Source organism: Streptomyces sp. SGAir0957 (assembly GCF_043523415.1).
In genome coordinates, this window is sequence record NZ_CP027293.1 from 3783655 (window position 1) to 3797449 (window position 13795).

The 13795-nt window shown below is 71.1% G+C and carries 12 protein-coding genes; 8 read left to right on the forward strand and 4 right to left on the reverse strand.

Going from position 1 to position 13795, the window contains the following annotated elements; all coding sequences use genetic code 11:
* Positions 1–54: 54 nt before the first annotated feature.
* Both glp and galU read right to left on the reverse strand, forming a co-directional pair.
* Positions 55–1416 (reverse strand): molybdotransferase-like divisome protein Glp, encoded by a 1362-nt coding sequence (gene glp, locus C1N81_RS21840; RefSeq protein ID WP_394431616.1) that lies wholly within the window; start codon positions 1414–1416, stop codon positions 55–57.
* 4 nt (positions 1417–1420) lie between these two features.
* Entirely contained in the window at positions 1421–2323 is a 903-nt protein-coding gene (galU, locus tag C1N81_RS21845) for a UTP--glucose-1-phosphate uridylyltransferase GalU (protein WP_394431618.1), read from the reverse strand.
* 94 nt (positions 2324–2417) lie between these two features.
* On the opposite strand from galU, the gene C1N81_RS21850 reads away from it, so the two are divergent.
* A complete protein-coding gene (locus tag C1N81_RS21850; RefSeq protein WP_394431620.1) occupies positions 2418–3041 on the forward strand; it encodes a 5-formyltetrahydrofolate cyclo-ligase in 624 nt (207 codons plus the stop codon).
* A gap of 82 nt (positions 3042–3123) precedes the next feature.
* On the opposite strand, the gene C1N81_RS21855 is transcribed toward C1N81_RS21850, so the two are convergent.
* Positions 3124–5997, reverse strand: coding sequence for a penicillin acylase family protein (locus tag C1N81_RS21855; protein ID WP_394431622.1), 2874 nt, complete (start codon positions 5995–5997; stop codon positions 3124–3126).
* A 223-nt stretch (positions 5998–6220) separates the two neighbouring features.
* Between C1N81_RS21855 and C1N81_RS21860 the strand changes: the two genes are divergently transcribed.
* The 6 genes from C1N81_RS21860 (at position 6221) to C1N81_RS21885 (ending at position 12017) form a co-directional block, all read left to right on the forward strand.
* Positions 6221–7690, forward strand: a complete 1470-nt coding sequence (locus C1N81_RS21860) for a potassium/proton antiporter (RefSeq protein ID WP_394431624.1) — start codon at positions 6221–6223, stop codon at positions 7688–7690.
* A gap of 280 nt (positions 7691–7970) precedes the next feature.
* Positions 7971–9278 (forward strand): MFS transporter, encoded by a 1308-nt coding sequence (locus C1N81_RS21865; RefSeq protein ID WP_394431628.1) that lies wholly within the window; start codon positions 7971–7973, stop codon positions 9276–9278.
* Positions 9279–9347: 69 nt separating this feature from the next.
* Complete coding sequence (locus C1N81_RS21870) at positions 9348–9695, forward strand: FmdB family zinc ribbon protein (RefSeq protein WP_394431630.1); 348 nt, start codon at positions 9348–9350, stop codon at positions 9693–9695.
* Positions 9696–9784: 89 nt separating this feature from the next.
* On the forward strand, positions 9785–10642 hold the full coding sequence (locus C1N81_RS21875) for an S-methyl-5'-thioadenosine phosphorylase (protein WP_394431632.1): 858 nt from the start codon (positions 9785–9787) through the stop codon (positions 10640–10642).
* Positions 10643–11009: 367 nt separating this feature from the next.
* Positions 11010–11423, forward strand: a complete 414-nt coding sequence (locus C1N81_RS21880; protein ID WP_394431634.1) for a hypothetical protein — start codon at positions 11010–11012, stop codon at positions 11421–11423.
* Between the two features lie 183 nt (positions 11424–11606).
* Complete coding sequence (locus C1N81_RS21885) at positions 11607–12017, forward strand: MscL family protein (protein ID WP_394438138.1); 411 nt, start codon at positions 11607–11609, stop codon at positions 12015–12017.
* Positions 12018–12048: 31 nt separating this feature from the next.
* Here C1N81_RS21885 and C1N81_RS21890 read toward each other — a convergent pair whose 3' ends face one another.
* A complete protein-coding gene (locus C1N81_RS21890; protein ID WP_394431635.1) occupies positions 12049–12231 on the reverse strand; it encodes a hypothetical protein in 183 nt (60 codons plus the stop codon).
* 279 nt (positions 12232–12510) lie between these two features.
* Between C1N81_RS21890 and C1N81_RS21895 the strand changes: the two genes are divergently transcribed.
* Positions 12511–13779: a low temperature requirement protein A gene (locus C1N81_RS21895; RefSeq protein ID WP_394431637.1), complete on the forward strand. Its 1269-nt coding sequence runs from the start codon at positions 12511–12513 to the stop codon at positions 13777–13779.
* Positions 13780–13795 lie beyond the last annotated feature (16 nt).

Below are 13795 nucleotides of genomic sequence, written 5' to 3' on the forward strand. Positions count from 1 at the left end.
GCCTGTGCGCGACACGGTATCGCGGGGCCCGCGAAAACGGGCGGCCCGGGCCGGTCAGCCGAGGCGGACGACGGCCACTTCGGTGCCCGGTTCCAGGGCCGTCACGTCCTCGTCCACCACGATCAGCGCGTCCGCCTGGGCGAGCGCCGCGATCAGGTGGGAGCCCGAGCCGCCGACGGGGGCGACCGTGCCCGCCTCGGCGTCGTGAGCGCCGCGCAGGAACTGGCGGCGGCCCGCCGGGGAGGTGAGCGCCTTGTCGGCGCTCAGCACCGCGCGCGTGGTGCGGCGCGCGGTGTCGTCGTCCAGGCCCATGAGGGCGCGGATCGCGGGCCGGACGAAGAGTTCGAAGGAGACGTAGGAGGAGACCGGGTTGCCGGGCAGGGCGAGCAGCGGGGTGTGGTCGGGGCCGACGGAGCCGAAGCCCTGCGGCTTGCCGGGCTGCATGGCGAGCTTGCGGAACTCGACGCCGCTGCCCGCGCCGATGCCGTCCTCCTCGTCCGGGTCGCCGACCGAGGAGAGTGCCTCCTTGACGACGTCGTAGGCGCCGACGCTGACGCCGCCGGTGGTGACGACGAGGTCGGCGCGGATCAGCTGGTCCTCGATGGTGGAGCGGAGCGTCTCGGCGTCGTCGGCGACCGCGCCGACCCGGTAGGCGATCGCCCCGGCGTCACGGGCGGCGGCCGTCAGGGCGAAGCTGTTGGAGTCGTAGATCTGGCCCGGGCCCAACGGCTCGCCGGGCTGGACGAGTTCACTGCCGGTGGAGACGACGACCACGCGCGGGCGCGGGCGTACGCGTACGGTGCCGCGGCCGATGGCGGCGAGCAGGGCGATCTGCGGCGGGCCGAGGACCGTGCCGGTGGTGAGGGCGCGGTCGCCCGCCCGGACGTCGCTGCCCTGCGCGCGTACGTGCGCGCGTGCCGCGGCGGGGCGGTGCACGCGGACCTCGCCCGAGGCGCCCTCGGGGGCGTCGGCGTGGGCGGACATCGTGGTGACGGGGCCCGCGCCGAGCCCGCCGTCGGTCCACTCGACGGGGACGACGGCCTCGGCGCCCGGGGGCAGCGGGGCGCCGGTCATGATGCGGGCGGCCTCGCCGGGGCCGACGGTGGGCTGCTCGGCCTGGCCCGCCGCGACGTCGCCGATCACGGTGAGGACGGCGGGGTACTCCTCGCTCGCCCCGGCGACGTCGGCGACGCGTACCGCGTATCCGTCCATCGAGCTGTTGTCGAACGGGGGCAGCGAGACCGGGACCGTCACGTCCTCGACGAGCACACAGCCTTGCGCGTCGAGGAGCTGCAGCTCGATGGGGTCGAGCGGGTGGACGGCGGCGAGAATGTCCTCCAGGTGCTCGTCCACCGACCAGACGTGCTGGCTGTCGGTGCTCGGCCCGGTGCTGGACGGGGTGGTCGCGCTGCTCAAAGTGCTACATCTCCTCGGTGACGTAACTGCGGAGCCAGGTCCGGAAGTCCGGGCCCAGATCTTCACGTTCGCACGCGAGTCTGACAATGGCACGCAGATAGTCGCCACGGTCGCCGGTGTCATAGCGGCGGCCCTTGAAGACGACGCCGTGCACGGGGCCGCCGATCTTCTCGTCGGCGGCGAGCTGCTGGAGGGCGTCGGTGAGCTGGATCTCGCCGCCGCGGCCCGGCTCGGTCTTGCGCAGTATGTCGAAGACGTGCGGGTCGAGGACATAGCGGCCGATGACCGCGTAGTTGGAGGGGGCGTCGGCGGGGTCGGGCTTCTCCACGAGTCCGGTGACCTTGACGATGTCGTCGTCCTCGGTGGCCTGGACGGCGGCGCAGCCGTAGAGACCGATCTGCGCGGGCGCCACCTCCATGAGGGCGACGACGCTGCCGCCGTGGCGCTCCTGGGTCTCGACCATGCGGGCGAGCAGCGGGTCGCGGGGGTCGATCAGGTCGTCGCCGAGGAGGACCGCGAACGGCTCGCGGCCGACGTGCGGGGCGGCGCAGAGCACGGCGTGGCCGAGGCCCTTGGGGTCGCCCTGGCGCACGTAGTGCATGGTCGCCAGGTCGCTGGACTCCTGCACCTTCGCGAGGCGGGCGGCGTCGCCCTTCCTCTGGAGGGCGTTCTCCAGCTCGTAGTTGCGGTCGAAGTGGTCCTCGAGGGGGCGCTTGTTCCGACCGGTGATCATCAGGACGTCGTCGAGCCCCGCGGAGGCGGCCTCTTCGACCACGTACTGGATCGCCGGCTTGTCGACCACGGGGAGCATCTCTTTGGGAGTCGCCTTCGTGGCGGGCAGGAACCGGGTGCCGAGGCCCGCTGCGGGGATGACAGCCTTGGTGATCCTGGGGTGCGAGTCAGTCATGCCCGTCACCATATCTGCCACGTATGGGCGGAAACTGTGGTTCCGCTTTGTGTGCGCATATATGGGTGGAATAGGAGAGGTTTGTGAGCCGACTATGAGCCCACATCCAGACAAGCCGCGTGGCGCTCACCCTGACAAGCGCACATTGCGACGAAGGTTCCTCGCGGTGAGGAGCAGCTTGCCGGTGGATGACGTGCGGAAGACGGAGCTGGCCCTCGCCGAGCGGGCCTTCGAGGTCGAGGAGCTGGCGCGGGCCGGCACCGTCGCGGCGTACGTCTCCGTGGGCGGCGAACCGGGCACCGCGCCCCTGCTCGACGCGCTCCGCGCGCGCGGGACGCGGGTCCTGCTGCCGGTGCTCCTCGACGACAACGACCTGGACTGGGGCGTGTACGACGGCCCTTCCTCGCTCGTCGAGGTCCAGCACCCGGGCCGGATCGCCCTGTTGGAGCCGGGCGGCGAACGGCTCGGCCCCGACGCGGTCCTGGCCGCCGATGTCGTGCTGCTCCCGGGGCTCGCCGTGGACGCGCGCGGGATGCGGCTCGGCCGCGGCGGCGGCTCGTACGACCGCGTCCTAGCCCGGCTGGAATCGGCCGGTGCACGCCCCGCACTCGTCGTGCTCCTTCACGACGCCGAAGTGGTCGCGCACGTCCCGGAAGAGGCGCACGACAAGGCGGTGCACGCCGTGGTGACACCGTCGGGAGCGCGCCGCTTCACCTAGACGCTTCCCTTGAGCGCCGAGAACGCGACGAAGGGGCCTCCACGCGCGCGTGGAGGCCCCTTCGTCGCTTACGGCCGCTGTTCTACGGCTGCAGCACCAGCGTGTCCGAGGTGCTGTCGCCGACGGCCTTCTCCGTGAAGTTCCACGGCAGCAGCTCGCCCTTGACCCACTTGTCGGTCTGGTCCGTGTAGTGCGCGCTGTAGGTGTGGCCCGAGGCGCCGGTGAGGTTGATCCACCGGGACTTGTCGAGGTCGGCCAGGTTGACCACCATGCGCATCGACGGCACCCAGTCGACGCCGTAGCCGCCCGCGGCGTTCCAGCCCGTCGCGTTCACGGCCGCCTCGCCGCCGCCGAGCTTCCAGGGGCCGCGGTTCAGTACGTACTGCAGCCAGCCGGGGCCCTCGGTGCCGAGGGTCTGGTTCTTCAGCTCCAGCTTGTGCAGCCGGCCCCAGCTCCAGGTGTCGATGTCCTTGCCGAGCTTGGCCGTCAGGTCCCAGCGGGCGTCCTTCATGGCACGCGCGAGCAGCTCGTCACGGGTGGCGGTGGCCTTGTTGTTGCGGTTGCCCGGCGTCTGCCACCAGTCGTTCTTCTCATCGTTGATGATCTTGCGGACGACCTCGAACCAACGGTCGCCGCCGTCCGGCTGCGCCGAGTGCGCGTCGCGCTGGCCGCATTCGCGGACCTTGCGGTCCTCGTCGGCCGGGCCGGTGTTGTCGACCGGCGTGACGCTCAGGCACTGGCCCTCGACGCGCAGCTCCTTGGGCAGCTTGTTGCCGAAGGCGAGCTTCAGGACGTTGCGCCACACGGAGTTGAAGTACGCGGCCGCCGCCGAGTCCGGGTTCTGGGTGTAGTCCCAGTTCTCCAGGAGCTGCTGCGCCTCGCGGACGTACGTGTCCTTGACGTCGATCTTGAGCAGCTTGGGCACGAGCAGCTTGGCGATCTCGCTGCTGTTGTCCATCTGCATGAGCCGCATGTCGTCGGTGGAGATCTTCCCGCCGCCGTCGATCTTCGACTTGATGAGGTCGGTGATCCGCTGGCTGCGGGTGCCGTAGCCCCAGTCGGTGGTGAGCGTGTGCGGGTAGTCCTTGCCGACCACGGCCTGGTTGGCGGTCACGATGTAGCCGCGCTTCGGGTCGTACTCGTAGGGCAGCTCGTCCTGGTCGAGGTAGCCGGTCCACCGGTACTTCGAGGTCCAGCCCGGTGACGGCAGGGAACCGTCGCCCTCGCCGCGCTCGGGGATGCGGCCGGGCAGCTGGTAGCCGATGTGGCCCTCGGTGTCGGCGTAGACGAGGTTCTGCGAGGGCACCTCGAAGTGGGTGGCCGCCTTGCGGAACTCGGTCCAGTTCTTCGCCTTGTCGATGGCGAAGACGGCGTCCATGGTGTTGCCCGGGTCGAGCGCGGTCCAGCGCAGCGCCATGCCGTAGCCGTCACCGCGGTCCGGCGCCGTGGTGCCCACCGGCGCCTTCTTGCCGACCTTGACGAGCTCGTCATTGCGGTCGGACAGCAGCGGCCCATTGTTGGTCTCGCGGACGGTGATCGTCTTGGAGGCGCCGCCGGCGACCTTGATGACTTCCTGGCGGGTCTTGAAGGCGACCGTCTTGCCGTCGTACAGGTACCCGTCGTTCTGGAACTTCTCCAGGTAGAGGTCGGTGACGTCGACGCCCGAGTTGGTCAGGCCCCAGGAGATGTCCGCGTTGTGGCCGATGACCACGCCGGGCATGCCCGCGAAGCTGTAGCCCGCCACGTCGTACTGGCACTTGGCCGAGACGCTCGTGCAGTGCAGGCCCATCTGGTACCAGACGGACGGGAGTTGCGGCGCGAGGTGCGGGTCGTTGGCGAGCAGCGGCTTGCCGGTGATGGTGTGCTTGCCGTCGACGACCCACGAGTTGGAGCCGATGCCGTTGCCGTTGGGTCCCAGGCCCGCGGAGTCGGGGATCTGGTCCAGGACGTCGGCGAGGCCGCCCAACTGGCTCTGGAAGCCGCTGGGGGCGCCTGTGCCGCCCGTCAGGCCGGTACCGGCGGTCGCTCCGGTGCCGGTTCCTGTGCTGGTGCCCGTTCCGGTTCCTGTCCCGGTGCCGGTGCCGGTTCCCGTACCCGTACCCGTGCCGGTGCCGGTGCCGGTGCCGGTGCCAGTACCCGTACCGGTGCCCGTGCCGCCCGTTCCCGTGCCGGACGCCGAGTCGTCGTACGTGCCCGTGGCGCTGTTGTAGGCGCCCTCCTGCACGATCGGCTTGTTCCGGTCGTACGGGTACTCGGGGTACAGGTCCTTGATCTGCTTCGTGGTGAGGCGGCTCGTCATCAGCGAACGGTCGATCTCGTCCTGCATGTTGCCGCGCAGGTCCCAGGCCATCGCCTTCAGCCAGGCCACGGAGTCGACCGGGGTCCACTGCTGCGGCTTGTAGTCGTTCTCGAAGCCCAGGGCCACGTACTCCGCGGAGATCTGCTTGGCGCTCTTGCCCGCCAGGTAGGCGTTGACGCCCTTGGAGTACGCCTGGAGGTACTTCTTCGTCTCGGGCGACAGCTTGGAGTCGTACTCCTTCTGCGCCACCCGCTGCCAGCCGAGGGTGCGCAGGAACTCGTCCGTCTTGACCTGCCCCTTGCCGAACATCTCCGACAGGCGGCCGGACGTGGTGTGGCGGCGCACGTCCATCTCGTAGAACCGATCCTGCGCCTGGACGAAGCCCTGCGCCATGAACAGGTCCTCGTCCGAGGAGGCGTAGATCTGCGGGACGCCGTAGCCGTCCCGTTTGACCTGCACCTGTCCCTTGAGGCCGTCGATCTTGACCGAGCCCGTCGTCTGCGGCAAGGACGCGCGCACGCTGTCCACGCCCCAATAGGCGCCGTATCCGATGCCCGCGACGACGGCCAACACGAGGACGATCACGAGCAGTCGGGCTCGGCGCCCCTTCTTCTTGCCGGACTGGCGACCGGAAGAGGCGTTCGTAGTGGAGGGCATCGCGATCCTTGCTGTCCTTCGCTAGCGGCTGGCTGGAGCAACCATACGAGCAGTGCGGTGCGGGCCCGGACGCGGAGTCAGGAACGGAGGGGCCAACCACCGGCCGGGCGTCAAGAAAGCGTTAACGATTAGGTAAGGTAACGAAGTACCTCATCCCCTTTGACGGCGCCCCTCGCGGAAGGACCGGCCCCTGACTGTCCACCACCTCAACCAGCTCCTGCTCGTGAGCGCGCTCGTGCTGCTCATCGCGGTCGCCGCGGTGCGCATCTCCTCGCGCAGCGGGCTGCCAAGCCTGCTGCTCTACCTGGGCATCGGCATCGCCATGGGCCAGGACGGCGTCGGCGACGTCTCCTTCAGTGACGCGGAGATGACGCAGGTCATCGGCTACGCGGCCCTCGTCGTGATCCTGGCCGAAGGCGGCCTGGGCACGAAGTGGAAGGAGATCAAACCGGCGCTCCCGGCGGCCGCGGCCCTGTCGCTCGTCGGCGTCGCCGTGAGCGTGGGTGTGACCGCGGCGGGCGCGCACTACGTGGTCGGCCTGGAGTGGCACCAGGCCCTCATCATCGGCGCGGTGGTGTCCTCCACGGACGCGGCGGCCGTCTTCTCCGTGCTGCGCAAGGTGCCTCTCCCGTCCCGCATCACCGGCGTCCTGGAAGCGGAGTCGGGCTTCAACGACGCCCCTGTCGTCATCCTCGTCGTCGCCTTCTCGGCCGCAGGGCCCGTCGAACACTGGTACGTCCTCATTGGCGAGATCGCCCTGGAGCTCGCGATCGGCGCGGCGATAGGCCTCGCGGTCGGCTGGGCCGGCTCCTACGGCCTGCGCCACGTCGCGCTGCCCGCCTCCGGTCTCTACCCGATCGCCGTCATGGCCATCGCCACCGTCGCCTACGCCGCGGGCGCCATGGCCCACGGCAGCGGCTTCCTCGCCGTCTACCTGGCCGCCATGGTCATGGGCAACGCCAAACTGCCGCACTGGCCCGCCACCCGCGGCTTCGCCGAAGGGCTCGGCTGGATCGCGCAGATCGGCATGTTCGTCCTGCTCGGACTGCTCGTCACGCCGCATGAACTGGCCGACGACATAGTGCCCGCGCTCCTCATCGGCCTCGTCCTCACGGTGATCGCCCGCCCGCTCGGGGTGATCATCAGCGTGGCGCCCTTCCGCATCCCCTGGCGGGAGCAGGCCCTCATGTCCTGGGCGGGCCTCCGCGGCGCCGTGCCCATCATCCTGGCGACCATCCCGATGGTGACCGGCGTCGAGGGCAGCCGCCGCATCTTCAACATCGTCTTCGTCCTGGTCGTCGTCTACACGCTCGTCCAGGGCCCCACACTGCCCTGGCTCGCCAGGAAGCTGCGCCTCGGCTCCTCGGACGCCGCCGCCGACCTCGGCATCGAGTCCGCGCCCCTGGAGCGGCTGCGCGGGCACCTGCTCTCCGTCTCCGTCCCCGACGGCTCCCGCATGCACGGCGTGGAGGTCGGCGAACTGCGCCTGCCCAAGGGCTCCGCCGTCACCCTCGTCGTGCGCGAGGGCGCCTCCTTCGTCCCGTCGCCCACCACCGTGCTGCGCCACGGCGACGAACTCCTGGTCGTGGCCACCGACCCGGTGCGCGACGCCGCCGAGGCCCGGCTGCGCGCCATCGCCCACGGCGGAAAGCTCGCCGGCTGGCTGGGCACAGGGGGCGAAACCGCCCGTTAACATGGTCGGACAGACATTGCTTTCCGCAATGTCTCCCGAACCACTGAACTCCCGAACCACTGAACTACCGACTCTGCCTGATGTAGAGCCGGCGCGACCGCAAAGCGGCCGCGGTCCCCTTGCGGCACCCCGCCACGCGCGCGTGCACCGCATGGCCCAGGGCCTCTCCTGGCGCGGACCGCAGGTATCACTCGGTTCCCGGCGCATGAGGACGGCTCTCGGCCCGGTACTCCTCGACCAGGAGGCCACCGGGCTACCAGGCGGCAGAAAGGCGAGGGCCGTGCCACAGAAGGACACGGTTCCCGGCACCCCCGGCTCCCGGCCGGGCTACGGACAGCTGCTGCGCACCCGCGGGGCCTGGACGTTCCTGCTCCCCGGCTTCGCGGCGCGCCAGCCGTTCGCGATGCTGACCATCTCCATCGTGCTGCTCGTCCAGCACACCTCGGGCTCGTACGGCACCGCGGGCGCGGTCTCCGCGACGACCGGTGTCGCCATGGCCCTGTTCGCGCCCTACAGCGGCAAACTGGCCGACCGCTTCGGCCAGCGGGCCGTCCTGCTGCCCGGTGTCCTCGTGCACTGCGCGGCGGGGATCACCCTGACCGTGCTCGCCCTGTCCGGGGCGCCCACCTGGGCGCTGTTCGTCGCGGCCGTGCCCACCGGTGCCTCCACGCCGCAGATCGGGCCCATGGTGCGCGCCCGCTGGGGCGTCAAGCTGCAGGGCTCGCCCCTGATGCAGACCGCGGCCGCCTTCGAGTCGGTCACCGACGAGTTCACCTTCGTCCTCGGCCCGCTCTTCGCGACCGCGCTGTGCACCGGCATCAACCCCGCCGCGGGCCTGATCACGGAAGCCGCGCTCACCCTGGTCGGCGGCCTGCTGTTCGCCGCGCAGAAGCGCACACAGCCGACCCCCACGGCCGCCTCCGCTCCCGCGACGGGTGCCGCGGACGGCCACGCGCGCGTGGAGCACGCCTCCGCCCTGCGCGTCCCCGGCGTGCGGGTGCTCATCGTGACGTTCCTCGGCATCGGCTCCGTCTTCGGCGGCATGCAGGTCTCGCTCGCCGCCTACACCGAGGCGATCGGCGAGCCCGGCCTCAACGGCGTCCTGTACGGCACCTTCGCCGCCGGCAACATGCTCTCCGGCCTCGTCTGCGGCGCCATCGCCTGGAAGGTCGCGCCGCAGCGCCGCCTGCTCGTCGGCTACACCGCCCTCGCGCTCACCGCGTCCGGCCTGTGGGCGGCGCAGTCGGTACTGCTGCTCGCCGGGCTCGGCCTGCTGGTCGGCGTCTGCATCGCGCCGTCCCTGATCACCGGCTACACGCTCGTCGAGTCGATCGTCCCCGCGGGCTCCCGCACGGAGGCCTTCACCTGGCTGACCGGCGCGGTCGCCCTCGGCCAGGCGGCCGCGGTGACCGTGGCGGGACAGCTCGAGGACCGTTTCTGGGACGGTGCGGGATTCCTGGTCCCGATGGGCGGCACGGTGCTCGCCCTGGGGGTCATGTTCCTGCTGCGCTCGCGCCTCGTGCCGCCGTCCTCGGGGCGCACCGTCGCGCGTGGCGTGGGTCACCGACAGCCGGTGGCAGTGGACTGATCTCGCGGAATAGGTCACTATGGATCGTCGTTAGCACTCAATGAGTGAGAGTGCCAGGAGGAAGACACAGTGCCGACTTACCAGTACCAGTGCACCGAGTGCGGCGAAGGCCTCGAGGCGGTGCAGAAGTTCACCGACGACGCCCTCACCGAGTGCCCCAACTGCGGTGGCCGCCTGAAGAAGGTTTTCTCGGCCGTCGGCATCGTCTTCAAGGGCTCGGGCTTCTACCGCAATGACAGTCGCGGCTCGTCGTCGAGCAGCAGCCCGGCGTCGTCGTCCTCGAAGTCGGGCTCCGACTCGTCCTCGAAGTCGTCCTCGGACTCCTCGTCGTCGTCCTCGTCCTCCTCGGACTCGAAGACGTCGTCCAGCTCGTCGAGCGCGTCCGCCGGCTCCTCCAGCTCGTCGTCCGCCGCCTAGGCGCGACCTTCCACGAGCGTCCTGCCGGACCCTGCCGCACACCTGCGGCGGGGTCTTCGGCATTTGTGGCCTTGGTTACTGTGCTGACCATGGCGACCAATACGAACACGCACGCCGACGCCGCAGAGATCGGCGTGATCGGCGGTTCCGGCTTCTACTCGTTCCTCGACGACGTCACCGAAGTGCAGGTGGAGACGCCGTACGGGCCGCCCAGCGACTCCCTCTTCCTCGGCGAGGTCGCCGGGCGCCGGGTCGCCTTCCTGCCCCGGCACGGGCGCGGCCACCATCTGCCGCCGCACCGCATCAACTACCGCGCCAACCTGTGGGCGCTGCGCTCCGTGGGCGTACGGCAGGTCCTCGGACCGTGCGCGGTCGGCGGGCTCCGGGCCGAGTACGGGCCGGGCACGCTCCTCGTGCCCGACCAGTTCGTGGACCGTACGAAGGCGCGGGCGCAGACCTACTTCGACGGACACCCGCTGCCGGACGGCACCGTCCCGAACGTCGTGCACGTCTCCCCGGCCGACCCCTACTGCCCCACGGGCCGCAAGGTCGCCGTGAAGGCCGCGCGCGGCAAGGACTGGGAGCCGGTGGACGGCGGCACCCTCGTCGTGGTCGAGGGCCCGCGTTTCTCGACCCGCGCCGAGTCCCGGTTCCATGCCGCGATGGGCTGGTCGGTGGTGGGCATGACCGGGCACCCCGAGGCGATGCTCGCGCGTGAGCTGGAGCTCTGCTACACGTCGCTGACGCTCGTCACGGACCTCGACGCGGGCGCCGAGACAGGGGAGGGCGTCTCGCACGACGAGGTGCTCGAGGTCTTCGCGGCGAATCTGGGGCGGCTGCGGACGGTGCTGTTCGACGTGGTCGCCGGGTTGCCGGGGAACGGGGAGCGGGACTGTCTGTGCGCGGGGGCGCTCGGGGGGATGGATCCGGGGATCCGGTTGCCCTGACCGGGGTGGGCAGCTGCGTCGGCGGGGGTGTGAGGGCGTGGCCCGGCGGGCGGCAGGGGTGCTGGAACCTCGCGTTCGGGTGAGGGAGTTGTCCACAACCCGGCGGTAGTACACGGGGCTCAGCGGGATCCGGCCGGGAGGCGGATCGTGGTCGGCGTGACGGGTGAAAGCCGGTCACACCGACCACGATCCTCGACCCCCGACCCTCGATCGACACGACCCGCAGGCGGTGACGGCCATGTCCGCGACGACTCCCCCGGCCCAGCTCAGCACTCCCCCGACCTCTGAGGTGCCCTCGTTCCCTCCCGTACGGGTACGGGGCCCGCGGTGGCGGCCAGGACGCCCGGGGCGCCGCCGGGGGCCGACCATGGCCGCCGGGCTCGCTCTCACGGCGGCGGCGCTTGCTGCCGCCGTGCCGTCGTCCGGCGCGGGACGCGGCCACGAGCGGGCAGCGTCACCACCGGGCGAGCGGGCACGCGGCCCTGCCGTGTCAGTGTCGGCGCCGGTACGGATCGCCGACGCGGGAGCGGTGCGGTTGCTGCGGGCCGGCGACCGGGTCGACGTGGTGGCGGCGCGGACGGACGGCGGGCCCGGGGTACGGGTACTGGCGTCGAGGGCGCGGGTGGCGTCCGTGCCGGAGGCGGACGCGGGGCCCGGTGAGCCGGACGCGGCCGGGGCAGTGGCGGGCGGGGCGCTGGTGGTGCTGTCGGTGGGCCGCGCCACGGCTGTGCGGCTCGCGGGCGCCGGGGCCACCGCACGGCTGGCGGTGACGGTGTGGTGACCGGGACCTTGATGGCGTGCGGGGCGTCAAGTCCCCCGATCGAGTTAGCGAATTGGACAGGTCTGACCCGTGCTGTCGTAAGTTGCGAAGCCGTCTGCTCCGCATCCGGCGCACGTGAAGAGAGGCCTCCTGGTGAGCAAGAAGAACGAGCCGAGTCTGTGGGAGGGCTTCAAAGCCTTCTTGATGCGCGGCAATGTGATCGATCTGGCGGTGGCGGTCGTCATCGGCGCCGCGTTCACGAACATCGTGAACGCGGTGGTGAAGGGGGTCATCAACCCGATCGTCGGCGCCTTCGGCACCAAGGACCTCGAGGGCTACAAGTCTTGCCTGAAGGGCCCGTGCGGCGAGGACGAGGGCATCGAGATCCTTTGGGGCTCGGTCCTGAGCGCGACGCTCGGCTTCCTCATCACGGCCGCGGTCGTCTACTTCCTGATGGTGCTGCCGATGGCGAAGTACCTGGCCCGGCAGGCCGAGCGCAAGGCGGCACGGGAGGGCGCGGCGGAGACCGTCGAGGTGTCGGAGCTGGAGGTCCTGAAGGAGATCCGCGACACGCTGGTGGCCCAGCGGGGCGGTTCGGGCCGCGCGGAGCCCTGACCGAGGCCCTAGCAGGAGCCCTGGCCGGGGTTCAGAGGTGGTGGGGCGGCTTCTCGTCGAGGAAGCGAGCCAGGTCGGCGGCGCTGCTGTCGCCGGCCGAGGGCCGCTCGCCCCAGCCACGGTCCGTGTCATCGGCGGACTGGGCCGTCAGCGGGTCGTCGAAGATCAGCGCGGCCTTGGGGTCACGCGGCTCGGGGGCGGGGGCGGTACTCATGACTCCAGGGTACGTCGGGGCCCCCGAACCCGGGGCGAGCCTGGCGCCCCCAAACCCTGGGCCCTGAACCCGGGGATCGCGGCCCCGACTGCCACCGGCTCCGCTGGGCGCCACCCGGGAATGCGGACGCCGACGCCCCCGCCCACCCCGGCGGCACGGACGCCGACGCCCCCTTTCACCCCGGTGATTCAGGCGCCGGTGACGCCGACGCCCCCGCCCACCCCGGCGATCCAGGTGCCGGTGACCGCGGCGCGGCTCCTCATCTGGTCTCCTGTCCGCATGAAGCCCACGTCCTCCTCCCCGCCCCCCTCGCCCCACACACCGCACGAGTCCGGTGGCCAGGGCACCGTGCCGCACGCCTCACCGCAGCCGCACACTTCCCCTGTGCGCCGCTTGCGGGAGAGGGGGCGGGACGAGAAACACCGCGTCGCGTCGACGCTGGAGCTGTTCTTCGATCTCTGTTTCGTCGTCGCGGTGGCGCAGGGCGGCGTGGAGCTGGTGCACGCGATCGCCGAGGGACACACGGACACGGGCGTGATCGGCTACGCACGGGTCTTCTTCGCCATTTGGTGGGCCTGGATGAACTTCACCTGGTTCGCCTCGGCGTACGACAACGACGACGTGCTCTACCGGCTCGTGACGCTCCTCCAGATCGCCGGTGTCCTGGTGCTGGCCGCAGGCGTCTCGCGCGCCTTCGCCGACGACTTCACCGTGGTCGTGCTCGGCTACTTGATCATGCGGGTCGCGATGGCGGCGCACTGGCTGCGCGCGGCCAAGGCGACGAGCGGGGCCGCGCGGACGGTCGCGCTGCGGTATGCGGGCGGGATTCTGCTCTGCCAGGTCGGCTGGCTCAGCCTGGGCTTCGCCTCGGACGGCGCACGGAACTGGGTGTTCCTCGTGATGGCCATCCTGGAGATGTGCGTACCGGTGTACGCCGAGAAGGACCGGCAGTCCTCCTGGCACCCGCACCACATCTCCGAGCGCTACGGGCTGTTCACGATCATCGTGCTGGGCGAGACGATCGCGGCGGCGACGGTCGCCGTGAAGACGGGCGTGCAGGAGAACGACGCGCTGGGCGAACTGCTGCCGATCGCCGCCGGCGGCCTTCTCATCGTCTTCGCCGCCTGGTGGATCTACTTCGCGGCCCCCGTCCACGACCGTCTGCGCAGCAACCGGCAGGCGTTCCTTTGGGGCTACGGCCACTACTTCGTCTTCGCGTCGGCGGCGGCGATCGGCGCGGGTCTCGAGGTGGCCGTGGAGCAGGCGGTCGGCGAGGCCCACATCTCGACGGTCGCGGCGTCGGCGGCCGTGACGATCCCGTCGGCGTTGTTCCTGCTGATGGTGTGGGCGCTGCACGCGCGGTACTTCAAGGTGGGTACGGCGCAGCAACTGACGCTGCCGGTGGCCGCGTTGTTGATGCTGGCGTGCACGTTCGCCGGACACTGGGCGGTGTTCGCGGCGGGGCTCGTGGCGGGGCTCACGGTCGCGGCGGGCGTGCTGCTGTCGGCGCGCGGGGCACGGCGGGCGGAGGCCGGGCACGCCTCCTGAGTCGCGCACAACTGCC